The 26223-nt window shown below is 38.7% G+C and carries 24 protein-coding genes; 5 read left to right on the top strand and 19 right to left on the bottom strand.

Features of this window, described 5'->3' with window-relative positions; all coding sequences use genetic code 11:
* Positions 1–3 precede the first annotated feature (3 nt).
* The 16 genes from CLV96_RS18770 to CLV96_RS18695 all read right to left on the bottom strand — a co-directional run bounded on the left by CLV96_RS18770 (position 4) and on the right by CLV96_RS18695 (position 17328).
* Positions 4–513, bottom strand: a complete 510-nt coding sequence (locus CLV96_RS18770; protein WP_196795732.1) for a tetratricopeptide repeat protein — start codon at positions 511–513, stop codon at positions 4–6.
* 35 nt (positions 514–548) lie between these two features.
* Complete coding sequence (gene dxs, locus CLV96_RS18765) at positions 549–2438, bottom strand: 1-deoxy-D-xylulose-5-phosphate synthase (RefSeq protein WP_004786843.1); 1890 nt, start codon at positions 2436–2438, stop codon at positions 549–551.
* A 7-nt stretch (positions 2439–2445) separates the two neighbouring features.
* Positions 2446–4773 (bottom strand): adenylate/guanylate cyclase domain-containing protein, encoded by a 2328-nt coding sequence (locus CLV96_RS18760; RefSeq protein ID WP_004785679.1) that lies wholly within the window; start codon positions 4771–4773, stop codon positions 2446–2448.
* 90 nt (positions 4774–4863) lie between these two features.
* On the bottom strand, positions 4864–5664 hold the full coding sequence (gene trpA, locus CLV96_RS18755; protein ID WP_004785771.1) for a tryptophan synthase subunit alpha: 801 nt from the start codon (positions 5662–5664) through the stop codon (positions 4864–4866).
* Entirely contained in the window at positions 5665–6852 is a 1188-nt protein-coding gene (trpB, locus tag CLV96_RS18750; RefSeq protein ID WP_004784672.1) for a tryptophan synthase subunit beta, read from the bottom strand.
* A gap of 195 nt (positions 6853–7047) precedes the next feature.
* Complete coding sequence (locus CLV96_RS18745; protein WP_004787721.1) at positions 7048–8808, bottom strand: proline--tRNA ligase; 1761 nt, start codon at positions 8806–8808, stop codon at positions 7048–7050.
* 44 nt (positions 8809–8852) lie between these two features.
* On the bottom strand, positions 8853–10559 hold the full coding sequence (locus CLV96_RS18740; protein ID WP_004787170.1) for a site-2 protease family protein: 1707 nt from the start codon (positions 10557–10559) through the stop codon (positions 8853–8855).
* Positions 10556–11716 carry a 1-deoxy-D-xylulose-5-phosphate reductoisomerase gene (gene dxr / locus CLV96_RS18735; RefSeq protein ID WP_004785590.1) on the bottom strand — a complete coding sequence of 387 codons (1161 nt, stop codon included), beginning with the start codon at positions 11714–11716 and terminating at the stop codon, positions 10556–10558. The genes CLV96_RS18740 and dxr overlap by 4 nt, the downstream gene beginning before the upstream one ends.
* 30 nt (positions 11717–11746) lie before the next feature.
* Positions 11747–12658 carry a phosphatidate cytidylyltransferase gene (locus CLV96_RS18730; RefSeq protein WP_004784276.1) on the bottom strand — a complete coding sequence of 304 codons (912 nt, stop codon included), beginning with the start codon at positions 12656–12658 and terminating at the stop codon, positions 11747–11749.
* Positions 12655–13368 (bottom strand): isoprenyl transferase, encoded by a 714-nt coding sequence (locus CLV96_RS18725; RefSeq protein ID WP_004787601.1) that lies wholly within the window; start codon positions 13366–13368, stop codon positions 12655–12657. Before CLV96_RS18725 ends, CLV96_RS18730 begins: the two co-directional genes overlap by 4 nt.
* Before the next feature lie 6 nt (positions 13369–13374).
* Complete coding sequence (gene frr, locus CLV96_RS18720) at positions 13375–13926, bottom strand: ribosome recycling factor (protein WP_004786677.1); 552 nt, start codon at positions 13924–13926, stop codon at positions 13375–13377.
* Positions 13916–14662 carry a UMP kinase gene (gene pyrH / locus CLV96_RS18715; protein ID WP_004786252.1) on the bottom strand — a complete coding sequence of 249 codons (747 nt, stop codon included), beginning with the start codon at positions 14660–14662 and terminating at the stop codon, positions 13916–13918. Before pyrH ends, frr begins: the two co-directional genes overlap by 11 nt.
* Positions 14652–15248, bottom strand: coding sequence for a translation elongation factor Ts (gene tsf / locus CLV96_RS18710; protein ID WP_004787415.1), 597 nt, complete (start codon positions 15246–15248; stop codon positions 14652–14654). The genes pyrH and tsf overlap by 11 nt, the downstream gene beginning before the upstream one ends.
* Positions 15249–15253: 5 nt before the next feature.
* A complete protein-coding gene (rpsB, locus tag CLV96_RS18705) occupies positions 15254–16141 on the bottom strand; it encodes a 30S ribosomal protein S2 (RefSeq protein WP_081581531.1) in 888 nt (295 codons plus the stop codon).
* A gap of 2 nt (positions 16142–16143) precedes the next feature.
* Positions 16144–16377, bottom strand: coding sequence for a hypothetical protein (locus CLV96_RS18700; RefSeq protein ID WP_004785903.1), 234 nt, complete (start codon positions 16375–16377; stop codon positions 16144–16146).
* 459 nt (positions 16378–16836) lie between these two features.
* Positions 16837–17328, bottom strand: a complete 492-nt coding sequence (locus tag CLV96_RS18695; RefSeq protein WP_004787694.1) for a hypothetical protein — start codon at positions 17326–17328, stop codon at positions 16837–16839.
* Between the two features lie 505 nt (positions 17329–17833).
* Between CLV96_RS18695 and CLV96_RS18690 the strand changes: the two genes are divergently transcribed.
* From CLV96_RS18690 to CLV96_RS19850, 3 genes are all read left to right on the top strand, one after another.
* On the top strand, positions 17834–20020 hold the full coding sequence (locus CLV96_RS18690) for a bifunctional alpha,alpha-trehalose-phosphate synthase (UDP-forming)/trehalose-phosphatase (protein ID WP_004785574.1): 2187 nt from the start codon (positions 17834–17836) through the stop codon (positions 20018–20020).
* Positions 20007–21785: a glycoside hydrolase family 15 protein gene (locus CLV96_RS18685; RefSeq protein ID WP_004786542.1), complete on the top strand. Its 1779-nt coding sequence runs from the start codon at positions 20007–20009 to the stop codon at positions 21783–21785. Before CLV96_RS18690 ends, CLV96_RS18685 begins: the two co-directional genes overlap by 14 nt.
* A 316-nt stretch (positions 21786–22101) precedes the next feature.
* Complete coding sequence (locus CLV96_RS19850; protein ID WP_157188367.1) at positions 22102–22275, top strand: hypothetical protein; 174 nt, start codon at positions 22102–22104, stop codon at positions 22273–22275.
* A gap of 77 nt (positions 22276–22352) precedes the next feature.
* On the opposite strand, the gene CLV96_RS18680 is transcribed toward CLV96_RS19850, so the two are convergent.
* Positions 22353–23246: a DUF6544 family protein gene (locus CLV96_RS18680; RefSeq protein WP_004784838.1), complete on the bottom strand. Its 894-nt coding sequence runs from the start codon at positions 23244–23246 to the stop codon at positions 22353–22355.
* A gap of 320 nt (positions 23247–23566) precedes the next feature.
* Positions 23567–23980 carry a hypothetical protein gene (locus CLV96_RS18675; protein ID WP_004785498.1) on the bottom strand — a complete coding sequence of 138 codons (414 nt, stop codon included), beginning with the start codon at positions 23978–23980 and terminating at the stop codon, positions 23567–23569.
* 303 nt (positions 23981–24283) lie between these two features.
* On the opposite strand from CLV96_RS18675, the gene CLV96_RS18670 reads away from it, so the two are divergent.
* Together CLV96_RS18670 and CLV96_RS18665 are read left to right on the top strand one after the other, a co-directional pair.
* Positions 24284–24676: a VOC family protein gene (locus tag CLV96_RS18670; protein ID WP_004784284.1), complete on the top strand. Its 393-nt coding sequence runs from the start codon at positions 24284–24286 to the stop codon at positions 24674–24676.
* 65 nt (positions 24677–24741) lie between these two features.
* A complete protein-coding gene (locus CLV96_RS18665) occupies positions 24742–25602 on the top strand; it encodes an AraC family transcriptional regulator (RefSeq protein WP_040917100.1) in 861 nt (286 codons plus the stop codon).
* A gap of 59 nt (positions 25603–25661) precedes the next feature.
* Here the strand turns inward: CLV96_RS18665 and CLV96_RS18660 are convergent, their stop codons facing one another.
* The gene (locus CLV96_RS18660; protein ID WP_004787329.1) at positions 25662–26132 is read right to left on the bottom strand and encodes a nuclear transport factor 2 family protein; all 471 of its coding nucleotides are present in this window, start codon (positions 26130–26132) and stop codon (positions 25662–25664) included.
* Positions 26133–26223 lie beyond the last annotated feature (91 nt).

The following is a 26223-nucleotide window of genomic DNA, read 5'->3' as shown; positions in this document are numbered from 1 at the left end:
ACCTTAGTTGGAAGGTGCTTCTTCGTCGGATTTTAATTCCCTCCAAAGATCATTTGCCTCTGAAAAATCTTTTTTAAGAGTCAAAGCTTTGTGAAGGTATTGTAAGGACCTTTCAGGCCTGTTCCATAATTTATACAAAGTAGCAAGGTTAAAATAAGATATATGAGGAGCATCGTTTCGTTCACAACGAACGGATTTTTTTAACCAGTAGACTGCTTCTTTATCGTTTCCCATACGTAACAATAACACACCAATTTCATTGCATGGGTTGCCATATTCGTGGTTTAAACTGACGGCTTTGTAATAAGAAGCCAGTGCATCACTCCATTGGCCGAGAGCGTTTTGCACCAAACCTAAATAAAAATAGGCTTCTTCGGATTCTTCCAATTCCAAACTGGAACGAAGGTGGAATTCAGCTCGGTCTAGGTCACCGACTTTGAAATGGTCTTTGGCTAAATCTAAGGAAAGTTGGAAAGAACTAGAAGACAATGAGATCCTCGCATTTTCTTTCATTTTCGGATGACTTGAAAAATATCTGTAAAACTAATTTATTTTTTCAAAGACTGAACCAAATCTTCGGCAATTTGTGAAGCGGTCAGTCGGTAATGATCCAAAATTTGATTCCTTTCCCCATGATGGATGGGTTCGGGTGGCAATGCAAAGGTCTTTAAAAACTTACTTAATAAGCCGGAAGAAATTTCATTCAAAAGAAAACCGGAAGCACCTGCATGGACATAACTTTCGTCCAAAATCACAAACCGTCTGTTTTTTTGAATTTGTCCATGTACAAGATCCGTATCATAAGGGCGTAACCAAAAGAGATCCACAACGGAAACAGAAATCCCTTTTTGTTTTAAAATTCCTGCAACTGCCGTAGCAATCGGCAACATAAACCCAACAGATAAAATCAGTAAATCTTCTCCTTCCAGAACCAAACGGCCTTTTGCCTTGGTGATAGGAAGTGGAGAGTCAAACTTTAACTCGCGTAAGTCGCCGTTATCCTTTGGAAAACGAATGGCAATGGGATGTTCCGTATAATCCTTCATAAAATGTAGGCTATCGATGATATCTTGAGCAGAACTTGGCACAATGATGTCCATATTGGGAAGCCCAGCTAAGTACCCAAGATCAGAAAGACCTTGGTGGGTTTCGCCGTCTGGGCCCACGATTCCAGCACGATCGATTACAAATCGGACAGGCAAATTCATAAGAGAAACATCTTCCACAAGTTGGTCCATGGCCCTTGTGAGAAATGTGGAATAAATACACATGTAAGGAATGGCCCCGCCACTTGTCATCGCACCGGCAAAGGCAACGGAATGTTGCTCTGCAATTCCCACGTCAAAGGTATGCTCCGGATATGCTTCTTGGTATTCGCGAAGTCCTGATCCTTCAATCATCGCAGGGGTAATGACTGCAATCCGTTTGTCTTTGTCAGTTAAATCGGTTAGTGTTTTTCCAACTATTTTAGAAAGACCAATTTTATTGGAATCGGAAGAGGCCATCTTCCCCGACTCTTTATTGAACGGTGTGACACCATGGTATTTGATGGGATCGGCTTCAGCAGGTTTGTAACCTTTTCCTTTTTGGGTTAATACATGCAAAAGGATAGGTCCTTGGATTTTGGAGAGGTTCTGCAACATATGAACCACTCGGTTCACATCATGGCCATCAATCGGTCCAAAATAAGTAAATCCCAAATCTTCAAAGAGTCCACCTGGACGCATCATAAAATGTTTAAAAGAAGTTTCCATATTATGAGCAAGCGCCTGTAAGGCGGGTCCAATGAGAGGTATCCATTTTAAAAAACTATAGAATGCCGTTTTACCTCTGTTATATACCTGAGAAGAAATAATGCGATTGAGATAATTTGAAATGGAACCTACGTTTTTGGAAATGGACATATAGTTATCATTCAAAATGACTAACATATTCGGTTTGATATGACCACCGTGGTTCATGGCTTCGAGTGCCATTCCCGTGGCAATCGAGGCGTCTCCAATCACAGCTGCCACTTTATAATCTTTACCTAACAGGTCGCGGGCACAAGCCTCACCGAGGGCCTGGGAGATGGATGTTCCGGCATGGCCAGTGTTGTACAAATCGTATTCGGATTCTTCCCTTTTAGGGAATCCAGAAAGTCCCAACCATTTACGAACGGTGGGGAGTTCTTTTTTTCTTCCTGTAAGAATTTTGTGAGGGTAAGTTTGGTGTCCAACATCCCAGATGATTTTGTCTATTGGGGTTTGAAACACATAATGTAATGCTACCGTGAGTTCCACAACACCAAGGTTACTGGCGAAGTGCCCTCCCACGTCAGAGAGGGTATCTATGATGTATTCCCGAAGGTCATGGCAAACCTTCGGGAGATCCGCTTCGTTTATCTTTCTAAGATCTTCCGGAAATTGGATTTTGTCGAGATAGGGATATGATGGCATGTAAACTTCATGTTGCCGCCTTTTGGAGAGGCCGCTTCATTTTCTCCATATCTTCTGGGTTTGTGATTCCAAGCAATTCGTAAATCCGAACAGGTTGGGTTTTTCCTTTTACTCGCACTAAATCCAGTTCCCGAGCGACCACTCGGTCTTTCACTTTTTCGTAAGTGTATTCAGAGATAATCACATTTGTGGTGTACATTTTATTGGATCCTTCCAATCGGGATCCAAGGTTGATCGTATCACCCATACATGTATATTCCATCCTGTGTGAGGATCCCATGTTCCCAACAACGGCAGGACCGGAATTGAGACCACATCCAATATCGATCACCGGAACATTTCGTTCTGCCCACTTTTGTTGGAGGACCTTTAAATGATCAAGCTGTGCCAATGCCGCTACACATGCGTAGTATGCATGGTCTTCCAGAGGAACTGGGGCTCCCCAGAATGCCATGATCGCATCTCCCATATACTTATCAATGGTTCCTTTGTATTCAATAATGATATCCGTCATGGCGGACAAATATTCATTCAGTAATTTCACCAAATCTTCTGGTCCCAACTGTTCGGAGATAGTAGTGAACCCACGAACGTCAGAGAAAAAAATAGTGATCTCTCGTTTGGACCCCCCAAGTGCCAAGTTGTCCGGGTGTTTGAGAAGTTCATCCACAACGTCTTTGGATACGAATTTGGAAAAGGTTTGGCGAATGTATTTTACGTTTTCTTCTTCTGTTAAGATTCTAAATCCAATGATGGCAACAAAAACCACAATTTGCTCGATGGTCACTGACGGAAGGACTGTAATGAGGTTAAAGGTTTGGAAAATGTAGAGCGTAGCGACTACATAAAGTAAAAGCTGAGTCAACATAATCACAAATCCAATATGAGTTTTTACCCTTGGTTGTAAAAATCCAATCATCACACCAAGACCCACATAGATCAAAAAGATCCCCCAGTTTGGTACTGTGGACAAAAAGTCTTGGTTTAAGATGGTATTAATTGCATGTGCGTGGTGTTCAATTCCAGACATATCACCAAACGGAGATAAGTGGGAGTCTTTCGATGCTCCACGTCCTGTTGCATAATACATTGCCACAAGAAAGATTTTGTTACTGATTTGGTTTGCTTCGAGTAGTTCAGCATCCCAATCATTAGTGACCTCAAAAATTTCGTTTTGTTTGAAGGAATAACGTCCACCTACGAAGTTGATTTCCATTTGTCCTTCCCAATCGATAGGAATGACCACTTCTCTTTTTTCGTTCGGGACTTGCATGACATCCCTTTCTTCAAACTTACGTTCTTTGATGTTGAACTCTCGGATGATTTTTTTAGGAATGTTGGACAATTTTACATAATGTCCCATTTTGACTTCCACATCTCTTTGTACGTCGATACCGTAGTATTTACAAACAATGAGTAAATCGATGGAAGGGAAATATTCTGTTTCCCTATCTCTTCCCGAGTTATATACTTTAACAACAAGTGGCATCTTACGATTCAAACCAGATTCGTCTTTTTTTACGTTCGCAAAACCAAGACCAGCTGACAATTCTCCAATGGGTTCAATGGGAGGTTGTGGGAATTTGACCCAAGAGATCCCCGCATCGTTCTCATCGATGACATTTCTTAATTGAAACTTACGAAGGATATCAATTCGTTTTTCCAAATTGAGAACCGCTTCTTTTGATTCCGCACTGACTTCCATAGGGTAGTCAAAGAGGACATTCCGGTTCTTTTGAAGAGCAGTAACCATCTCTTCGGTTTGACCGGGTTTATAATCTACGAAGAAAATATCGAACATCAGAATGTTGTTCGATTCTTTAAAAGTTTCAATGATGTCTGCGTAATAACTCCAAGGAAGAGGCCAAGTTCCCTGCAATTTTTCAAGTGACTCAGTGGTGATACCAATGATATTGATATCCTTACGAGCCTTAGCTGGTGGTTGGAACTGAATGTATTCGATTCGTCCAGTATCACCCTCACTTTCTGTTTTGGTGTTGGATCCGCGTAAAAATTGGAACCTAGTGGACACAGAATTTTCTTCCAAATCTTTGAGTGGTTGGAAGGTGTTTACCAATGTATACATAAAAATGGCGATCACATAGGATAACCAAATCGCACCTGACTTCTGTTTGTCTTTTGAAACCTTTTCTATGGTTTTATATACAAAATAAGAAGAAGTAAGTAAAGTGAGTAAACCACCAATGAGGAAGGAAAATTCGTATTCCCACCCTGTCATGACGACAGAAATGATCACACCAAGTGATCCTAGTGCGGCAACGGTAACACTGAGATAGTCCAAAATCGAAAGCGATTTTGATTCTTTGTCGGACATAGAGCCTCTTTATTCGTTTGGGAATTTCCGACCATTTTCCCTGGATTTTTAAAGAGACTCAAATGTTTTTGGGGGATACAGGAAAAAAATTTAGGAAATTGATGCCCTGATTTTTGAAATGTAATCCGCCAATGCCGAAACTGCTTTTGTACGGTCAGACCCGTTTTCTTCAATGATCCTTTGGATCGCAGAACCGATGATGATCCCATCCGCATACTGTGAAATTTGGTTGGATTGTTCCGGGGTGGAGATTCCAAATCCTGCACAAATTGGCAATTTAATGGTGTCTTTTAAGAATTTGATTCTTTCTTTTAAATCAACTGAGAACTCTCGCCTTTCTCCAGTCACTCCAAAAGAAGTTACATAGTAAATGAAACCTGAGGAAGTTTTCGTCAGTGCTTGGATCCTCTTTTTTTCGGAAGCTGGAGTGACCAAATGGATGAGGTCCATATCCCGAACCTTTAGTTCTCGGAATAAAGTTTCACTTTCTTCTGTATCGAACGGTAAATCGGGAATCACAAGTCCGACAATTCCTGATTCCTTCGCCCGGTCTAAAAACTTCGCAATCCCGCAATGGTAAATGGGATTGAAATACGTTAGATAAACGAGTGGTGTTTCTGGTTTGTGGTCGTGGATGGCTTTTGTGACTCGAAAGATCTCTTCGAAAGAAAAAGCATTCTTTAAAGAACGAGCCACTGCCCTTTGGATGACGGGACCATCTGCAACTGGATCAGAAAAAGGGATTCCGAGTTCCAAAATATCGGCCCCATTGTCTAAAATAGTTTTTCCAAATTCAATTGAGTCAGGATAGTTTGGATCCCCTAAGGTAAAATAAGGGATAAACGCAGATTTAAATTTTCCACTTTCAAATAGTGATTTTATTTTACTCATTTATTTTCTTTCACCTAAGAGTCGCAAAACTTCCGTTACATCCTTGTCCCCCCGACCAGAAAGACAAATAATGAGATCCTTTTTCTTTCCTAAATCTTTCGCCACTTCCCTTGCTACATGAAAAGCATGAGCTGTTTCTAGCGCAGGAATGATTCCTTCCACACGAGTGACTTCCAAAAATGAGTCTAGCGCCTGTTCGTCTGTTACCATTCGATAATCCACTCTTCCTGTTTGTGAAAGGTGAGCGTGCTCTGGTCCCACGCCTGGATAATCTAACCCTGCGGAAACAGAATGTGCAGGAACAATTTGACCAAAATCATCTTGGATGATGAGAGTTTTGGTTCCATGTAAAAAACCTGTTTTTCCGTATGTTAATGTTGCAGAATGTTCTCCTGGTTTGGAACCAAGTCCGCCAGCTTCTGCACCATAGATAGCAACTTGTTTGTCTTTTAAAAATGCATGGAACATTCCAATGGAATTGGATCCTCCACCCACACAAGCAACGATTGCATTGGGAAGTTTTTTATTTCGTTTTTTAAACTCTGCTCTTGCTTCTGATCCGATGAAGGATTGGAAGTCACGAACTATGGTAGGAAAAGGGTGAGGTCCAATCGCAGACCCAACGATATAATGAGTTGTGGATACATTGAGTGCCCAGTCTCTCATAGCTTCACTGGTGGCTTCTTTGAGAGTCGCTTCTCCCGCAGTGACTGGAAGAATTTTAGCACCTAACATCTCAATTTTTTTAGCATTGAGGTTTTGTCTTTCCACGTCAACTGCGCCCATGTAAACAACAGTTTCCATGCCAAACATTGCACCAACAGTTGCAGTAGCAAGTCCATGTTGGCCAGCTCCTGTTTCTGCGATGATTCGTTTTTTCCCCATAAATCGAGCAATGAGCGCCTGCCCGATGGCATTATTAATTTTATGTGCACCGGTATGGTTTAAATCTTCGCGTTTGAGCCAAATACGAGCACCTCCCCAAAGTTTGGTGAGACGTTCGGCATAAGTCAGAGGACTAGGTCTTCCGACGTAGTTCTTTAAATAGTATTCAAGTTCCTTTCTGAACTTTTTACTTTTCTTTAACTTTTGATAGGTGGATTCAAGTTCATCTAATGCTTCCGTTAAAATCTCAGGAGAGTAACGGCCACCGAATTCACCAAAATATCCAGGTAGGTTTTTGCCCATATATCCCATGATAGGAGAATGGGCGAATATGAAAACTGCTTCTTTTGCGGGGGGTAGGGGTTTTTGGGTATACTCTCCCCGCCCTGATCGAACTGGGTGGGGTTAACCACCCGCCACCCAATGGCTTCCTTCTATCACAAAGCCCTCATTTTTGCGACCCCATCTTCCGATTCTAAAGAAAAAATCGAAAGAAGTTCATGTTCCCACTTGTTCTACAGCTTTCTCTAGGGTCTCTTGAAGTCCACGGATTTGATTTTGTAGTTTTACTATCAAATCTTCGTTGGTTGTAAAATTTACTGTTTCTTCCGTCATCGACTTTCGATCCAAGATGGTGATTTCCCCTTTTTCCAAAAATCCTTTTCCAAGAGTGAGTCTGATGGGAAAACCAATGAGCTCCGAATCTTTGAATTTAAAGCCCGGCCCCAGATCACGATCATCCCAAAGAACTTCAATTCCTGCTGCCACTAATGCATTGTAAATAGATTCAATTTTTGAAATGTCATCTGGATTTTTAGCTATACTCACCAAACAAACAGTAAACGGTGCAATTGATATCGGCCAATAAATCCCTTTGTCGTCATTACATTGTTCGATGACAGTGGCCATACAGCGATTTACTCCAATCCCGTAACAACCCATAGTTGTTACGGTGGCTTTCCCTTTATCATTCAAAACAGTGATATCAAATGCTTTGGAATACTTTTGGCCTAATTTAAAGATATGGCCGACCTCGATTCCTTTTTCTGCAGTGAGACCAGTTCCACAGTTAGGGCAAGGATCCCCCACTTTGGCTTGGGAAACATCAATTTTTGTCACTTCCTCTTCTTTGAAAAACTTAGAAATTTGAATCCCCGCGATATGATGGTCCACTTCGTTTGCACCAGATATGTATCCAAAGTCCCAATCAACTAACGAATCAATAATGACTTTTAGTTTTTCTGATTTTGGAAATCCTGGCCCAATGAATCCAGGAACAAGACTCAGATTTTCCATTTCAGCCGGACCCATAGGTCTTAGTTCATTACAACCCAAATGGTTTTTTAGTTTGTTCTCATTGAGTTCACGGTCACCCTCTAAAAAAACAAGGACATAGGTTCCGTCCGCCCATAAAGCTACTGCTTTTAATAAATTTTCTTCTTTGGTTTTGATAAACTCAGCAACTTCCGAAATTGTTTTTTTAGAAGGTGTGTGGATTTTGTCCCTACCAGCAAACGTTTGTTTTGCTGCATTTGAATTACGAATCACAGGAGTTTTTTCAATATTGCCAGAATATTGGCAAGAAGGACAAATCGTAAGTGTCTCTTCTCCAATCGGAGATACGACCATAAATTCTTCGGAAGCAGATCCGCCCATATTCCCAGAGTCAGCTTGCACAGGGATCGTAGAAAGTCCCATTCCGGCAAATATCCTTCTATAGGTTTTACGCATGGTTTGGTAAGTTTTGTCCAAGGACTCATCATCCAAATGAAAGGAATAAGCATCCTTCATTGTAAATTCACGAGAACGAATCACTCCAAACCTTGGACGAATTTCATCTCTAAATTTTGTATGGATTTGGTATACATTGATTGGCAAGTCTTTGTAAGAACGAACCATAGGTTTCACAAGAACACAAAATGATTCTTCATGAGTGGGTCCAAGGCAACTTTCATTGTCATGGCGATCTTTCAAACGAAACATCTCCTTACCCATTTTATCCCAACGACCGGACTCTTTCCAAATTTCACTCGGTGTCAAAATGGGAAGTTGGAATTCCAAGGCACCAGCTCGGTCCATTTCAGAACGAACAATACCTTCAATTTTTTTTAAAATTCTAAGTCCAAGTGGCAAATAAGAATACAAACCCGCAGCGGATTTACGAATAAGACCAGCTCTTGTCATCAGTTTATGAGATGCAACCACTGCATCTTGCGGATCTTCTTTTGCCGTAGGAATCAAATAGGAACTAGCTTTCATCGACGTTTTCTCTTTTATTTATATACAATTGGAATTATCAAAAATTAAAAAATACGCATCACATCATTAAACGAAACATAAAGCCCAAGCCCAATCAGAAAGAAAAATCCCAATCGGAAGATAGCTTCGATCGCTTTTCGGGGAAGTGGTCTACCCGTAATGGCCTCATAAGCATAGAGTACAATATGTCCGCCGTCAGCCATAGGAATAGGCAGTAAATTCATCACCATAAGTGCTAAGGAAATTTTCGCAACAAAATCAAGGTAAGTAACCCAACCATACTCCAAACTAATTCCTGCAATTTGAACAATGCCAATGGGACCGGAAAGATTCTCTTTGGGAGAAAGAAATCCAGAAAACAACATTCCAATTCCTTTTAAAGTAGTGGATACGTTTTCGTATACTTTTGTGGATGCGCCCACTAACGAAGAGTATACGGTAGATTCCTTTTGAAGTTTTTCTGCTTCAAATTTCATCGAAGCACGAAATCCGAGTAAACCAATCGGTTTCAAATTGACATCAGCGGAATATTTCATATTCCCAATCCAGATATCTTTTCTACCTGCTGATTGTTTTAGGTATTCGGAAAAGGCATCTGGCTTTTCAAAGGTTTTGTTATCAATTTTTAAGTTTGAAAGACGATTTTCAATTTCTGCATCATAACTATCCAAACGAAAGTATGGGATTCCTAGTTCGGAAAATTTAGGATGTCTAATGTCCCAAAATTCAAATACATTGGCACCTAACACAGGAATTTGGATCGTTACCGTTTCCGTCGCCCAAGGAGTGAGGAGTGGATAGGTTTTTCTTTCTACAACTACAGGGATAGTTTTTCCCTGATGTTTCCCTAGTTCCGTTTGTAACTCAGGAACGGTGTGAACATCCACACCCGCAACTTGCAAAATCATATCTCCATCTTTTAAGAAAGAGAGAGCTCGCCGACGAAGGGATTTTTCTCGTTCCTGGATCTCTCTTTGTTTTAAAAGTTCTTCCGGAATTTCATCCTTTCGTTCTTCAATTTTTTCTTGGAAATATGCTGAAGATTTGTCATCACGATCCAGTAAGTTTGCCATAAAGTGGCTGAGTTGTTCCCCGTAAGTAAAAGTCGCCACTACCCTTCTTTCTCCAAATGGCATCACTCCAATCGTTGGATGTCCACCGGCAGAATATAAATTTGGTACAACTTGTACGGTTTTTATCTCCTCCCCTCGTTTGTAAGAAACTTCTACAGGATCCCCGGTAGTCAAACTCACATTGGTGAAAATATCTTCGAAACTTTCCGTTTTTTTCCCGTTGATAGAAACAATTTGATCCCCCGTGCGAAGCCCAGCCGTATAGGCCGGACTCGAAACCTTGTTTGCATCTTCAATAAAAATACGATTGGAAGAAGGACTATCCCCCGAAAGTTCTAAAATAAATAACAAAACAAAACCTAACACCAAATTGGCGAATGGTCCACCTAGAACAGGAATCATTCGGCGAAGTGGTGGAGTAGAAAGTAAATCCCCTTGCCTTGGTTTTTTATTTTTAGAATAATCATCCCCACGAAAAAGAACATATCCCCCAATTGGGATGGCTGTGATTTGGTAGATGGTTTTCCCAATTCTTTTTTTCCAAATTCCTTTTCCATACCCAAGAGAAAAAATCCGAGCTTCCACTCCGACCAACTTTCCACATAAGAGGTGCCCCAATTCATGGATAAAAATAGAAACCGCTAACATAAATACGGCACCGAGTACCATGATGATCATATAGTCACTCCCCCTCTCTGAAATTCTTTTTGGATCAATTCACGTGTTTTACGATCTTTTTCTAAATACCCTTCCAAATCATCCGGGAAGGCATTTGAAATTTTGTTTAGTGCCGATTCGATTAACTTAGGAATGGCGGTAAAAGAAATTTTTTCTTCTAAAAATAAAGCCACAGCCTCTTCATTGGCGGCATTGAATATGGATGGAGCCGCACCGCCTGCCCTTCCCGCTAGATAAGCAAGCTTAAGTCCAGGATAACGATCTAGATTAGGTGGAAAAAATTCCAAAGTTTTCCAAGTCGAAGGTTTTCTTTCAATTAACATATTCGGTGTTGGTATTGGGTAAAATAACGAATGTGCAATGGGATAAATCATATCGGGATGGCTTGTGTATTGCAAACAAGCGCCGTCAATAGTTTCAATGATTCCATGTGTCAGTGATTGTGGGTGGATCACCACTTCAATTTCATCATACGAAAATCCAAATAAAAAATGTGCTTCAATCACTTCGAGACCTTTGTTAATAAGTCCCGCAGAATCCACTGTGATTTTTGGTCCCATCGACCAGGTCGGATGGTTTAACGCCTGTTTTACGGATACATGCTCTAATTCTTCAATAGGTAGAGTTCGGAAACTCCCCCCCGATGCGGTGAGGGTAATTGCACGGATATTAGATCTTTTTTCTCTTTCAATCAACTGAAAGAGTGCATTGTGTTCCGAGTCAACAGGGACCATTAAGGTACTGTATTTTGCCACCAAACGGTTGATCAGTGGTCCAAAGGTCACGAGTGTTTCCTTATTGGCGATTGCGATTTTTTTACCAGCCTCAATGGCTGCAATGGTAGGCCTGACTCCTCTTGCTCCAACAACAGCAGTCACCACCACAGAGACAGAAGATAGCCGAACCAAATCTGATAAAGAATCCTCTCCATAAAGAATGGTTGTGGATTTGTACTTAGAACCCAAAGTCCCTTCTAACTTGGAATCGGTGATAGAAATCACTTCTGGAGAAAATTCATCTATCAGTGATTTTGCAAGATCTAAGTTCGAATGAACCGAAAAACTACGTAACGAAAAGGAATCTCTAAATTGGCGGAGTACCTTCACGGTCGAAGAGCCAACAGAACCAGAAATTCCTAATACGGATACTCCAACCATGTAACTCTTAGACCGTTCCGAAAATGGGAATCAGACCGCGTAACCGAGAATTCCCTTAAATAGGAAGTAATAGTAAATCACAGGAACGGTAAAAAGGAGTGCATCTGCCAAATCAAGAACCCCACCATGACCCGGGATCAAACTTCCGGAATCTTTGATTTTAGCATCTCGTTTCATCGCAGACTCAGCCAAATCACCCATCACTGAAATGATAGAAACTACAAAGGCCACGATCACAGATTCAATCACTCCAATCGGCAATTTCACACCACTAAAATGTTCCCAAGTGAAATTCAGAATTTGGACACCAACAACAGCCGTGATATTTCCCGTCACATATCCTTCCCAAGTTTTTTTAGGAGAAATTTTCAAACCGGCTGGATGTTTTCCAAACCAACGACCACCAAAATAGGCTCCTGCATCACTCATAAAAGTAATCACGGAAACTAAAAAGATATAATAAGCACCAAATGGGAATGCGAGTAGGAGTAAAAAATGTCCGATGGGAATCGCCAAATAAACAGGACCAAGGATGGTAGCACTGGCAGAAAACAAAGCACCATCTAACGGGCGTTTTAGAATTTGCAAAATCCAAACAGTAAGGGAAAGTGCGATCAGTAAAAAAGGAATCGGATGGAATCCTTCCCTTAGAACTTTTGATAATTCTAAAACAAAAGCAGGAGGAGTGACTTCGAACTGAAGGCCTAAAAACTGGATGTAATAGACTGTAAAAATTAATATCGAAAAGAATAGTCCTGTTCCAAAAAAAGGTTTGGAGTCTTCTCGTCTGCAAAATGCATAAAGTTCTTTTAAACCCAGATAAATCGTAACACAACCAAAGGCATAAAACTCCAAATAGTAAAAAGAACTATGGAAGATCATAAACACATATACAAATGTTAATACAATTGCAGAAAGGATACGGAGTGTTGTCTCACTCATAACAAACCACCAAATTTACGTTTTCGGGAATCAAAAAAAAGAAGAGCTTCTTCCAAAGAAGTTCTTCCAAAGTCCGGCCAAAGAGTATTCGTAAAATACATTTCAGCATAGGCACTCTGCCATAAAAGGAAATTGGAAATCCTCTGTTCTCCCGCAGTTCTGATCAATAAATCTACCGGCGGTAAAGGGGATGTATACAAATATTTTTCAAATTCTTTGGTTGTAATGGGTTTGTCCAAGGGTTCTTTTTTTGCCTTCCGTGCCGCCATCACACGTGAAAAATTACTGAGGATTTCTTCATGACCACCATAGTTCAAACAAAAGTTAGCAGTGAGTTTTTTGTTCTTTTTTGTGACTGCCATGGCATGGTCAATTTTGGAAAGAACTGTTTTAGAAAGTTTATTCCGTGCTCCACTATGATGGATTCGAATTCCTTTTTCGTGGATGGTATCGAGTCTTGTTTCTATAAACTCAACTAACAAACCAAAGATGGCTTGGATTTCTGTAATGGGGCGTTTCCAGTTTTCTGTGGAGAATGCGTATAGAGAGATGTTGGGGATTTTGTATTCCAAGGCCACATCCAAAAGGCGATCAATTGCGTTTGCCCCTTCTCTATGGCCTTCGGTTCTTTTTTTCCCCTGGCTTTCCGCCCACCTTCCATTTCCGTCCATGATGACAGCAATGTGTGCGGGGATTGAGTTCAACTTCATAGAAAATTAAAGAGTAGTGATCTCTTTTTCTTTTTCCTTTTCTAAGTCTCCCAATTTGGCAATATAAGAATCCGTAATTTTTTGGATTTTGTCTTGTTGGCCTTTGAGCTCATCTTGGGACATTTCTGCCTGGTGTTTTTTTAGTTCATCATTGGCATCACGACGGATATTACGAATCGCTACTTTTTTTTCTTCTGCCTTTTGTTTGACCACTTTTGCAAGTTCTTTCCGTCTTTCCCCTGTTAGCTCAGGAATATTAATACGAATACTAGAACCGTCGTTATTTGGTGTAAGCCCAAGACTTGCTGCAAAAATTGCTTTTTCGATGTCTTTCAACATTCCTTTTTCAAAAGGAGTGATGAGGATCATACGAGGTTCTGGACAAGCAATTTTACCAAGTTGGTTTAAAGGAGTGAGTGTTCCATAATAGTCAACTCTAACATCTTCCACCATCATCGGACTTGCTTTTCCCGTACGAATTGTACCGAAGTCTTTTTTCAAAGCATCAACAGTTTTGTCCATTTTGGACTGCATGGATTTTATAATTTCATCTACCATCTAGAATCACTTCCTCTGAATTGGAGATGAGTGTACCAATTGGTTCCCCATCGATTAATTTTCTTAAATTTCCTGCCTTAAAGATATCAAACACGATAATGGGCATATTATTGTCCATACAGAGACTAAGAGCAGTCGAATCCATAACCTTTAGGCGGTGTTTGATGGACTCCATAAAAGAAACTTCTAAGTAACGTTTTGCACTTGGATCTTTTTTAGGATCCGCCGTATACACTCCGTCTACTTTTGTGGCTTTCAGGATGACTTCACATCCTACTTCCACTGCCCGTAAGGAAGCAGTTGTATCCGTTGTAAAATATGGATTCCCAGTTCCACCAGCAAATATAATCACACGATTTTTTTCTAAATGGCGAACCGCACGCCTACGAATATAAGGTTCTGCAACAGATTTCATTTCGATGGCGGAAAGAACTCGGGTAAACATTCCTTGTTTTTCACATGCATCTTGTAAGGCGAGACCATTCATTATGGTGCCAAGCATTCCCATGTAGTCTGCTGTCGCTCTGTCCATTCCAGACTTTGCTAAAGTTTCTCCACGGATCATATTTCCACCGCCCACAACCACAGCAACTTCAAGACCTAAGTCATGAACTTCTTTGATTTGTCCGGCAAGTGAAAATGTTTTATTGGTATCAATACCAAGTTCACCCTCACCGGCAAGGGCCTCGCCGGAGAGTTTGATAAGAATTCTTTTGAAACGCGGACTAGTTCCCACCTACTTGGAACCTCGAGAACCTACCAACTGTAATGTTCTCTCCAAATTTTGCAATGGCTTCTTGGAGAAGGTCATTGATGGTTTTGGAGTTGTCGCGAATCGATTTTTGATGAATGAGACAAATCTCTTCGAAGTATTTTTTCATTTTACCAGGAAGGATCTTTTCGATTTGGTCTGCTTTTTTACCTTCTTTTTCAAGAAGAGCTTTTTGCACACTCATCTCATTGTCAATTTCTGACTGAGGAATTGATTCTTCGTTTACGTAAAGTGGGTTCATCGCAGTGATTTGAAGAGCGATCTCTTTTCCAAGAGCTTCAAACGCTTCATTGTTTGCAACGAAGTCAGTTTCACAGTTAAGTTCCACAAGAACTCCTGTTTTTCCTGTTCCATGAATGTAAGCGATGACTTTTCCTTCACCAGTTTCACGACCAGCACGTTTCGCTGCTTTCGCTAAACCTTTTTCTCTTAAATAAGTAACTGCTTTTTCAATATCACCACCCTTTTCTTCGAGGGCTTTTTTGCAGTCCATCATCCCCGCACCTGTACGTTCGCGGAGATCTTTAATTTGTTCGGAGCTAACTGCCATTAGTATTATCCTTCTGTAGTAGGTTTTACTTCTGCTGCTGTTTCCGCCGCTTTTTTTGCAGCTTCTGCATCAACAGGGATGTCTTTTGCAACTGGAGGAAGTTCATCGTCCATAATGAATTTTCCGGACTCATCATACTCACCTTGGTATTCAAGAGCAAGTTGTTCTGCGTCCATATCTTCAGCAAAATTTGTTTGGATGACTTCTCCACCTGTTCCTTCTAACACAGCATTCGCCATAGTATCAAGGAAAAGAGAAATTGCACGAATTGCATCATCGTTACCCGGAATTGGGTAATCAATTGGTTCTGGATCACAGTTTGTATCAATCACTGCAAACACTTTCAAACCAAGTTTTTTTGCTTCTTTCACAGCGATTTCTTCTTTTTTAGGATCAATCACAAAAAGAATCTCAGGCACAACAGCCATATCTTTAATTCCACCAAGTGTTTGGCGAAGTTTTTCTAACTCACGTTTTAGCGAGAGTGCTTCTTTTTTAGTTCTAGCTTCTTGTTCGAAAGAGTTGTTCTCTTCCATTTGCTCAAGTCTTTTCAAACGAGCAATTGACTTCTTTACTGTGTTCCAGTTAGTCAAAAGACCACCTAACCAACGGTTAGATACATAGTACATACTGCACGCCTGTGCGGCTCTTTCGATGGCACCACGAGCTTGTTTTTTAGTTCCGACAAATAGAACTTTTTTACCTTGACCGGTAAGTTTTTTCAAAGCGTCGTAAGCTTCTTTTGTTTTTTGAACAGTCTTTTGAAGGTCGATGATGTGAATTCCGTTACGAGCAGTATAAACATACGGGCTCATTTTTGGATTCCAACGACGTGTTTGGTGACCGAAGTGTACGCCTGCTTCTAGCAGACTTTTCATGGAAATTACTGACATAGTTACCCCTTTTTTAGTGCGAGATATCCAGACGCTACAAGACCAACGATACTTGCAGGGGTTAGCTGGAACTCGACTTTAATTATGTAAAGCTCAATAGATACCGGCGAATCGAACAAAAACCGAGAGAGATACGTTGTGCCAAGAAGTCGATCTAAGACCACTCCGGCCACAGCTCCCGCCATCAGTCCCAAAAATAGTACGAGAAGCAGGTTCCCGATTTGGGTTTTGTTCATCCAAAAGCACCTTTGTCAAGCTTTCCTGTCAGGATTTGGAATTTAGGCAGATTGTCAAGGGGAAAGGAATTTAAGGCTCCAAAATGAATTTCCAGGGCACATCTCAAGCGGAAACGAAAGGAAAACTTAGGCAAAATCCCTTTTTGGTCTGGGCGCCTCCGATCATTTTTCAAACAGTAGATCGATCCAAAAAAGGACCGGGCCTCATCCGGGGTCCGCATTCGCTCCCGTCCTCTGGACCTTTCGGCCCTTCGGACCAAGCCCTTCTGGTCCCTGGCGCTGAAGAGAAGAATCTTAAAAATTATTCGGATTTAATAAAATGCAAGTTTTCGAATCTATCATCACCTTTCCTATCTTTACCAAGATGATCCGAAGGCAAATCAATCTTTCTATTTAATATTTAACAACTGATACGTTTCGGGTTTCAAACTGGTAAGCCTTGCTAACAAAGTTGCCTTTTCATTCTTTTCCAATTTCAAATGATCTCAGAAATTCTTTCGTTAAATCTTTATAACGGTTAATGAGAAACTCCCATTCTTCTGGTTTGCTGTTACGATTCATTAGAACTAAATTTTGAATGCTTTCGGCTAATTTTTCATCGAGTAATTCGGAAAGAACATCCGGTATTATTTTTTGAACGGCATATTCACTTGAAACAGAAGAGTTCTCGAAAGATGTCTGAAAATGTTTTGTTAATTTTGACCTATCGATTAGCTGACCTTCTGACTCCCAAGAATTGGCCTCGGTAACTCCTTGACCTTCTAGCCAAATAGAATTTCCAAAAGTATAAGAAGTGAAAGCAACCTGCGTAGGATTCCATTGAGAAAATTTTAGTTTCATCATTCTTTCAATAAAATCTTCTTTTAGGTAGGATCGAATCAAAAAAGTGGTATTGCCATCTTCTACAAATTCGTCATCTAAGATCATTTTCTTTGTAAAACTAATCTTCATATTGTTAGAATATTCCATATTACCAATGGCCTAGATTGAATTAAAATTTAACTACGAAAAAGTTCTGTCAAACTCAATTTAAAGAAGAACTTAACGTCTTAATAAAAACCAAAGAACCTAAAGATCAAATACACAAAAACAAAGGAAACTTTGATCGAATGATTTTTTATACTAAGAAATTATGGTCGTTGGAAGCTTTGAAAGAATTAAGCGAATCAACAAAGTGAATACAGTTGAATAAACCTTAAGTTTTTTTGGCATCTAAATTTAATTCAAATGATATTACTCTCAACAAACAATTTCCCTACAATTAAAACAAGAAACGTATACTTCTAAAAATAAAACTTTTATAAATCAGAATAGTCTAAACGGTTTAAACTTTTAAAAAAACAACAATATCAAAACGCCTTAGCTCCTCACTATTCAGAGACAATATAGATTATATTGATGCTTTTTTTTACATAAAGCCCTTGCCATATCATTTCAATCTGATCCAATTGATAACATGAGACTGATCCTCGTATCCAACAGGCTGCCAGTCCAGTGGGATGGAACTCCCAGTGTTGGTGGTCTTGCAACAGGTCTTTCCAGCTTTCTTTCTCACTGGAAATCATTAGGCAATGAAGTAGTTTGGGTCGGATGGCCCGGGAAATCCATTCAGGAAAAAGAACAACCCACCTACGCAACACAAATGAAAGAAGAATACGGAACCATTCCTGTTTTTCTAAAACAAAAGTTAGCCGATTCTTTTTACAACGGTTTTTGCAATAAAACCATTTGGCCTCTATTTCATTATTTTACTGCCCACTGCGAATACTCTGACATTACATTTAATTCGTATGAAGAAGCAAACAATGAATTTGCTAAAACCGTCTCTGAAATTTACGAACCGGGTGACTGGGTATGGGTTCATGATTACCATTTATTTTTGCTCCCCGGAATGTTACGAAATTTATTTCCAAACATAATCTTATCTTTTTTCCTTCATATTCCATTCCCTACATTTGAAATCTTTCGATTGTTACCTGAACGGTTTCGGACAAAAATTTTAACTGGGGTTTTAGGGGCAGATCTCATTGGGTTTCACACCCAAAGTTATACACAATATTTCCTTAGGTCATTATTAAGATGTTTAGGAATAGAAAACGAAAGAGGTATCATTTATTACAAAAACCACTTAACAAAAACAGGTGCTTACCCAATGGGTATCAACGTTGAAAATTTTATTCAATATTCGAACTCAAAAGATTGTGATGCCATTGCAAATGAAATCAACAAAAACCACAAAAATCTAAAACAAATTCTTTCTGTTGATCGACTGGACTACTCAAAAGGCGTATTACAAAGACTAAATGCTTTTGAGCTCTTTTTAAAAGAAAATCCACAATGGATAAAAAAATGTAAGTTTGTCTTGGTGTTAGTGCCATCAAGAACCGATGTTTCCTCTTATCAATCTATGAAAAAAGCCATAGATGAAAAAGTGGGAGCCATCAACGGATCTTTTGGCACGTTAGACTGGACACCAATTTTATACCAATACAAAGGTTTCCCCTTTGAAGAATTAGTGCCTTTATACAAGAATACTCACGTTATGTTAGTTACGCCTTTTCGTGATGGGATGAATCTTGTGGCAAAAGAATTTTTAGTTTCACAGAAAAGTGGCATGCTGGTACTTAGCGAGATGGCTGGTGCTTCAGCAGAACTTCCTGAGGCTATCTTAGTAAACCCGAATGACCTCAGCGGAATGGCAAATGCAATTCGAGAAGCGATCGAAATGGATAAAAAAGAAATTCACTTTCGAAACCAAATTATGATCAACCGGTTATCAGAAAATTCCGTAAAAGAGTGGGCAGGTAAGATTTACAGAGATACAGAAGAACATTCGCAGAAAAACTTATCCTTCCAAACAAAATCAATTCCACCTTCTTCAACACTGCTTTTGCCAAAAAACAATGATCCGATATTTATCATATTCGACTATGATGGGACTCTGGTTCCTTTTGAATCACTCCCACACTTAGCAGTTCCGAATAAAGAATTAATACTATCTCTCCAAACATTAACAATGATTCCCACTGTCTCACTTGCCATCATCAGCGGTAGAGATAGAAAATTCTTAGAAACTCAATTTCAAAACTTACCAATTCACTTAGTGGCCGAACATGGAGCTTGGCATAGGGCTCCCTACGGAGCAAAGTGGAATTCACTTTTCACATCAAATTTAGATTGGAAAGGGCAAATCAAAAACCATTTAGACGAATTCACGAAAAGAGTTCCTGGATCTTTCACAGAAGAAAAGGAATTCTCCATAGTTTGGCATTTTCGAAACGCTGATCCCGATATTGGTCTAAATGCCGCAAGAGAAATGTTAGATGAGTTATCTCAAATCTCTTCTAATACTGGTTTTTTTGTTCAAAGAGGTAACAAAATTATTGAAGTTCGTGAATACGGAACCGGAAAAGGTAAAGCCGCCAAACAAATCCTTCCAAATACGGAGTTAAACGTCTTTGTTTTTGGAGATGATACAACAGACGAAGATATGTTCCGCGAACTACCTGATGATGCGATTTCTGTCAAAGTTGGAAAATCGGAAACCAGCGCAAAATATAGGTTTAATCACCCTACTGAGGTTCAAACCTGGATTCAAAATTTAATTTTCCACATATCAGGAAATTCAAATGAAAAAACATAAATATGATTTTGGAATTATCGGTAACGGAAGTTATATTGCTCATATCAATACAAACGCAGAAATTGTCTGGCTCTGCTGGCCGAACTTTGATAGTTCTCCCATTTTTGGCTCATTGTTAGACCAAAATTGCGGTCATTTTTCAATCATCCCCAATACCAAAATCATTTCAACCTCTCAAGTATATTTAGAAAATACCAATATTTTAAGAACCGAAATTATCACAGAAACTGGATCGTTTGCTGTGCTTGATTTTGCACCTAGATACTATCAAGATGGAACCCTTCAGAACAAAAGAAATTTATATAGGAAAATCATCCCATTGTTCGGTGATGTAAAGATAAAGATACAATTAAACCTGACTTACCAGTATGGAAAAGAACATTTAAAACCAAGTATCAATTCTGCGGAAATCCTATACCAAACAAACGATTTCAGAGTCCACTTCACTTCCAATGTATCTCTCAATCAAATTCTGAAAGAAAATTATTTTTTATTAAATCAAAACATCTACCTTGCATTATTCGAAACAATACCAGTCGATCTATTATTAGGCGATTTTATTGAATCAGAATTCAAAAAAACAAAATACTATTGGCAAAATTGGGTAAAGCACTGCACCATTCCCCATTTTGCACAAAAACAACAAATTCGTTCTGCACTTTGTCTAAAACTGCATCAATTCCAAGAGACAGGAGCGATCATTGCTGCATCTACAACTAGTTTACCAGAAGCACCTATGGCGGGCCGCAATTGGGATTATCGTTTCTGCTGGTTACGTGATGGTTTTTATACATTATTGGCTCTCACTAACTTAGGTCAGTTTGAAGAATTGGAAATGTATTCTCAATATATAAGCAATTTAACTCCAACGGAAGACGGACGATACCAACCACTCTATAGTATTTTTGGAGAAAATCTTTTAGAAGAACAAATTTTACAATTGGAAGGTTATTTGGGTAATAAACCAGTAAGAATTGGGAATTCCGCTTATACACATAAACAAAATGATGCGTATGGACAAATTTTATTGTCGCTCCTACCATTATATCTGGATGAACGTATTCCTGAAAAAAACAGATTTCATAACTTAGGATTAGTTAAAAATATTTTAGAACAAATTGAATTGACTATGGAAGAACCTGATGCAGGACTCTGGGAATTTCGAAACTTTTCACAAAAACATTGTTATACGTATTTATTTCATTGGATCGGAGCAAAGGCAGCCAAAGAAATTGCCTTAAAATTAGACCGACAGGATTTAATCGAACAATCTGACCTTTTAATGAAAAAAGCAGAAACAAATATAGAAAAATGTTACGATGAAAAACTCGGCTGTTACACGCAAGCTCAAGGGAAAAAAGAGTTAGATGCTAGTTTATTACAATTAATCACCTTAGGTTATTTAGATCCAAAATCGGAAAAGGCAAAATCCCATATCAAGGCAATCGAAAATACATTAAAAACGGAAAATGGTTTTATGTATAGATACCTTCACCGAGATGATTTTGGTAAACCAGAAACAACATTTTTAGTCTGTACATTTTGGTATATAGAAGCTCTCGCATGTATGGAACGAATAGAGGAATCCGCACAACTTTTTGATTTTGTATGTGAACACGCAAATCACGTTGGTCTCTTTAGCGAAGACATTGAATCTATGTCGGGAAATCAATGGGGAAATTTTCCTCAGACCTATAGCCACGTAGGACTCGTCAATGCTGCTAGAAAAATTTCACAGAAAAAGTCAGATAGTTTGTTTTGGTAAAAATTTATTGCCATAAAACGAAGCAGAATAAGGATTTTTCAATGATACAAAGGGAAAAAAACCATTTTCAATAAAATGCGCCTAGAATGAATAAATTTCCAATGGCATTCAGAGTTAATTTTTAGTGTCCAAAGAACATACATTACAACAAATTTAAATTTATTACTCCACCTACTAATTGTTACCATCTACCTTCTCAATGTTTGACTAGCTTCAACAGATGGCAGCCTTATTTTAAGGTAAGGTATTTAGTTGTTATTGTTTTACCTCTCAATTTTATTCTAAATGTGCATATCAATGACTTAAAGAAAAACAAATGAATTTTATATCCAATTTAAGTATGGATGTTTTGATTTTCCTTCTTCATCATTTCAGTTTTTTATTTTCATGTATTGTGTTTAGGAATCTACACCCAGAACTAAAAACATTCAAATCGCCGCTAATCGAAACTACCGATGGATTTGGACAGGGACTTATGGAGAAAAAGTAATTTGTTTTCAAAATGAAAATTTGTTAAAATATTTTGAAAAGATCTTACATAAAACTCCACCTAAAGAATTTTCAATTTTAACTATTGGAAAAGATAAAAACCAAGTTTATTTTTTTGTAACCCTGTAGGTTGTATTCAATGTTAGTTAAAAAGAACTTTCCGTAAGTAAAGTCCCCCTCTGGATACTTCCAGATGGCTTCCCCGTAAGTTGGCACCTTCACTCCGTTCCATTCTTTGTAATCTTTTATCGGTGTGGACCAGCGTGCTTTTCTTAAGCTACCATCATCTTGTAATGCAGACCGATCATCCGATACAAACTCTACCAACTCGCCTATTTCATTAAAAAAAAGAAGAGCGGATACCCGATACTTCCCATTCTTAAAAAAAACTTTTGCAGATAAGGGACCATTTGCTTCCCAAGAGATCCTTTTATCAATGAGTGCTGCGGGTGCGAATAAACAAAGATCATTTAACACAGTAACAGTTTCCGCCATTGACAGTTCGTCATTATCTAAATCAACGGCATTAAAAAGGGAAGCCACACGAACTAACATTGTTGCCCTTTCCTCCGAATAGGAATGTAGGACACGAAATGGAATTCCCATCATACTTGCCTTCATATAGAAATGACGTGCAGGACGCTTAAAAAAGTTATATTGCTCAGACGAAGAAACCATAGGCTTCGCTTTCGGATTTTTATACATCAATTCATCAAAAACAATTCGTACATTTTGAACTTTATTTTTACCAATGACGCCAGTGTATTTTAAATATTTTCGTACAGGGGATGGCATGTGCCGAATGTCTGCTTCATTAAGGACTGTCTCTCTTTCGAGTGGCTGGGTAGAAAACTCTTTATCGACTCTGAGGAAAAAGGAATTTTGAACAGAATTACATCCAAAGAAAAAAATAAGGCTTATTCCCCAACAGAACAAAAATGTTTTTAATTGTTTGTGTATAAATGGGCACATCTTGTTTTCACCTTTTTTTCTTATATCTGTAGATCCTTTATGATAGATGATTTAAAAATGCAGTCAAGAGAGAAGAGATTCCGTTTAAAATGAAATATTCATTAAAATGGTTCTAACAATATATAAATTTGTTGGTAGTTGATACACCCCTATCCTTTTCATTTTCAAATGAAGGAAAAATACAATGCCAGAAAGCGCAAGGGATCGCAGCGGAAATCCTTTGCAAAGCAAAGATTGGAGCGTAGAGCCCGGTTGCGAAAGCAATGCGCCCAAAAAAATATAAGTAAATGATTGGAAACCGAATTCTGAATACCAAGAAATTACATATAGACACTTCCAGCTGGACCTGGGCCAAACAAACCACGACAAACAGGAAAGTTCGGTGCGATTGTGCCAGAGGCTTTTACAATTGATTCGCACGGAAAAAATAAAACTTCACTTAAACAGACAGTTAAATCTTTTTTTTCAACGTAACTGTATACAGATCCACAACTTCGAAGAGTGGCTTGCGATTCTTTTGTCGTTGAGAAACCATTACATCCTGATTTTAAACTGGTTGTATAGTAAGAGGCACTGAGCAATGTTGAATCGATTGAACCTGGGCAAAGTGAACGTTTCAATAACACGGCACTATTAAATTTTTTTACGGCCTCATGCCTAGAAACCTTACTATCATCCAAACCATCTCGGGTATCATAATACAAATCTCCAATACATCCGAAAAATAAAAACATAAAAAACGAAAGGAAAATTTGTATTGGGAATTGGGTAGAGTTCTGGTTCATCCAAACAAACGGCCGTTAAAACAAAGAATGGTCAATTTTTTTCTTGCAAAGAAGAAAAAAAAGAATCAATTTTTCTATCCTTTCATGAAAAAGAATACAATACTGTGACAATGGCTTTTGGGACCAATTTTTAGCATATCAAACTACCCTACCTTTTGTTTATTATTTTTTACTAATGTTTTTCAAAATCGCAAAAACGATCCAGTATGGATGTCCAGTTCAAGTAAAATAAAATAATCTTAAGGAGAGAATATGGAATTCCAACAAATCCAAACGGGAATCATCACTGAAAAATTAGAAGAAACAAGAGTATTTTATGAAAAATGGTTAGGCTTAAAAACAAAATTTGAATCGGAGTGGTTTGTATTACTTTGTTTGGCAAATCGACCAGAGGTAGAATTGGCAATCATGAAACCTAACCAATCGCAGGTGAGAAAACAATATTTCCAAAGTTCTTACCAAGGAAAGGGGATTTGGTTTATTTTTGAATCAAAGGACGTAACAAAAGAATTCGAAAGAATGAAACAGAACAATGCACCCATCGACCTAACTCTCACTACCGAGGAATGGGGAGATGTCCATTTTACCCTAGTCGATCCTAATGGAATTGGGATTGATATTGTTCAAGAAAGAAATACGAACTAAAATTAAGAAAGACAAACGAAGGAACCTTTTTTACTTTTCTTCTGGAAAGAAAAAAGGTTCCTCCCATGCCAAAACCACCCAACCTCTATCCTGTTTGGAACAAAATGGAAAAACAATTGGATGAGGGCATTGGTTTAAACCAAATTGCATTTTTTACAGGTTACAGTGAATGGCATTTCCATAGGTTATTTAAATCTATCCAAGGAGAAAACGTCAAAGAATACATCCGCAGGTTACGTTTAGAAAAGGCAGCCTACGAATTAAAAATTACAAACTTCCCAATTTTAGAAATAGCGATAGAGTCTGGTTTTTTATCTCACGAGGCTTTTTCAAAAGCTTTCAAACGTGTGATTGGTTCCACACCCTCCGAGTTCCGAAAACAATTCCAAAATAAAAAAACGATAAAGAAAAACTACCACCTAATGATTCCAGATGGTATTTCAAAATTTGGTTTTCAAATTAAAACTATATCTTCTTTTTCGATTATTTATGTGCGCCATATTGGGAGTTATGAAGAACTTCCAGGACCACTAGTGGGGAGTAAGGAGGTTCTCTCTTTACAATCGTTAATTCAAAAATGGAGTTCTTATCATTCTAACCACAAATGGATTGGCATTAGCCAAGATGATCCTGAAATTTCTCCCAAAGGGAAAATACGATTCGATTTAGGAATTACTGTAGGATCTTTCCAAAAGCAAATTCCAGATGGATTTGGATCTCAAACCATACCTGGAGGGAAGTATTTACAAATTCGGTACCAAGGAAGTTACCATAATTTACCAAAAATCTATCAATGGATATTGAATGATTACATTAAAACAACATCTTATCAATTAAAAAACCAACCACCTTGGGAATGTTATTTGAATCCACTAGAAAAACTGGACGATAAACGCATTACGGATATCTATTTCCCAATTCGTTGATGGATTTTTTGTTCCCAAAGTTGGTTAGCATTAAACTTTAGTTTTAAGGAACTATTTTTTTATTTTTTAGAAGCCACCACAAAAGAAGCACTATCTTCATAAAAGTGGTAAGAAAGAATTTTTCCATCTTTGATTTGCACCTTCAACGCCCATTCACTCTCAAAAGGTTTGCCTGTTTGTTTGATGGTATGTAAAAAACTTCCACTTGCAAACACCCAATCTTTTTTACCAACAATGTGATCCACTTGGAAACGTTTTGTATCCAACTGGGAACCCATATTCTTTAAAAATTCCTCTGCACCGGCAATGCCATTGTAAGTTCCATACAATTGATTCTCTCCACGATTTTCATTACGTACGGCCGTAATGATGGTTTGTGGGTGAAAACAATTCAATACACCTGCCGCATTTCCTTTTCCAAATTCACTAAAAAAGGTTTCTAATACCTTTTCTCCGGATGGTGATGCAGATTTTGCAAACAAGCCAACGCTTCCCAATAGTAAAGTAGCTAATACCAAAACTGGTTTCATTTTAATCTCCTCGAATTCCGATACCTATAGTATCGTTATTCGATACCATCGGTATCGGAATGTAGTTGACAGTCAATACTTTTTAAAAAAA

It is taken from the genome of Leptospira meyeri (assembly GCF_004368965.1).
Lineage (GTDB): Bacteria > Spirochaetota > Leptospiria > Leptospirales > Leptospiraceae > Leptospira_A > Leptospira_A meyeri.
This window is presented reverse-complemented; position numbering and strand designations above follow the sequence as displayed.

What these genes read in the sequence shown, in the direction of transcription:
- CLV96_RS18770 (WP_196795732.1), bottom strand. Translation starts at nt 513, where the DNA reads ATGAAAGAAAATGCGAGGATCTCATTGTCTTCTAGTTCTTTCCAACTT.
- dxs (WP_004786843.1), bottom strand. Translation starts at nt 2,438, where the DNA reads ATGCCATCATATCCCTATCTCGACAAAATCCAATTTCCGGAAGATCTT.
- CLV96_RS18760 (WP_004785679.1), bottom strand. Translation starts at nt 4,773, where the DNA reads ATGTCCGACAAAGAATCAAAATCGCTTTCGATTTTGGACTATCTCAGT.
- trpA (WP_004785771.1), bottom strand. Translation starts at nt 5,664, where the DNA reads ATGAGTAAAATAAAATCACTATTTGAAAGTGGAAAATTTAAATCTGCG.
- trpB (WP_004784672.1), bottom strand. Translation starts at nt 6,852, where the DNA reads ATGGGCAAAAACCTACCTGGATATTTTGGTGAATTCGGTGGCCGTTAC.
- CLV96_RS18745 (WP_004787721.1), bottom strand. Translation starts at nt 8,808, where the DNA reads ATGAAAGCTAGTTCCTATTTGATTCCTACGGCAAAAGAAGATCCGCAA.
- CLV96_RS18740 (WP_004787170.1), bottom strand. Translation starts at nt 10,559, where the DNA reads ATGATCATCATGGTACTCGGTGCCGTATTTATGTTAGCGGTTTCTATT.
- dxr (WP_004785590.1), bottom strand. Translation starts at nt 11,716, where the DNA reads ATGGTTGGAGTATCCGTATTAGGAATTTCTGGTTCTGTTGGCTCTTCG.
- CLV96_RS18730 (WP_004784276.1), bottom strand. Translation starts at nt 12,658, where the DNA reads ATGAGTGAGACAACACTCCGTATCCTTTCTGCAATTGTATTAACATTT.
- CLV96_RS18725 (WP_004787601.1), bottom strand. Translation starts at nt 13,368, where the DNA reads ATGAAGTTGAACTCAATCCCCGCACACATTGCTGTCATCATGGACGGA.
- frr (WP_004786677.1), bottom strand. Translation starts at nt 13,926, where the DNA reads ATGGTAGATGAAATTATAAAATCCATGCAGTCCAAAATGGACAAAACT.
- tsf (WP_004787415.1), bottom strand. Translation starts at nt 15,248, where the DNA reads ATGGCAGTTAGCTCCGAACAAATTAAAGATCTCCGCGAACGTACAGGT.
- rpsB (WP_081581531.1), bottom strand. Translation starts at nt 16,141, where the DNA reads ATGTCAGTAATTTCCATGAAAAGTCTGCTAGAAGCAGGCGTACACTTC.
- CLV96_RS18700 (WP_004785903.1), bottom strand. Translation starts at nt 16,377, where the DNA reads ATGAACAAAACCCAAATCGGGAACCTGCTTCTCGTACTATTTTTGGGA.
- CLV96_RS18695 (WP_004787694.1), bottom strand. Translation starts at nt 17,328, where the DNA reads ATGAAGATTAGTTTTACAAAGAAAATGATCTTAGATGACGAATTTGTA.
- CLV96_RS18690 (WP_004785574.1), top strand. Translation starts at nt 17,834, where the DNA reads ATGAGACTGATCCTCGTATCCAACAGGCTGCCAGTCCAGTGGGATGGA.
- CLV96_RS18685 (WP_004786542.1), top strand. Translation starts at nt 20,007, where the DNA reads ATGAAAAAACATAAATATGATTTTGGAATTATCGGTAACGGAAGTTAT.
- CLV96_RS19850 (WP_157188367.1), top strand. Translation starts at nt 22,102, where the DNA reads ATGAATTTTATATCCAATTTAAGTATGGATGTTTTGATTTTCCTTCTT.
- CLV96_RS18680 (WP_004784838.1), bottom strand. Translation starts at nt 23,246, where the DNA reads ATGTGCCCATTTATACACAAACAATTAAAAACATTTTTGTTCTGTTGG.
- CLV96_RS18675 (WP_004785498.1), bottom strand. Translation starts at nt 23,980, where the DNA reads ATGTTTTTATTTTTCGGATGTATTGGAGATTTGTATTATGATACCCGA.
- CLV96_RS18670 (WP_004784284.1), top strand. Translation starts at nt 24,284, where the DNA reads ATGGAATTCCAACAAATCCAAACGGGAATCATCACTGAAAAATTAGAA.
- CLV96_RS18665 (WP_040917100.1), top strand. Translation starts at nt 24,742, where the DNA reads ATGCCAAAACCACCCAACCTCTATCCTGTTTGGAACAAAATGGAAAAA.
- CLV96_RS18660 (WP_004787329.1), bottom strand. Translation starts at nt 26,132, where the DNA reads ATGAAACCAGTTTTGGTATTAGCTACTTTACTATTGGGAAGCGTTGGC.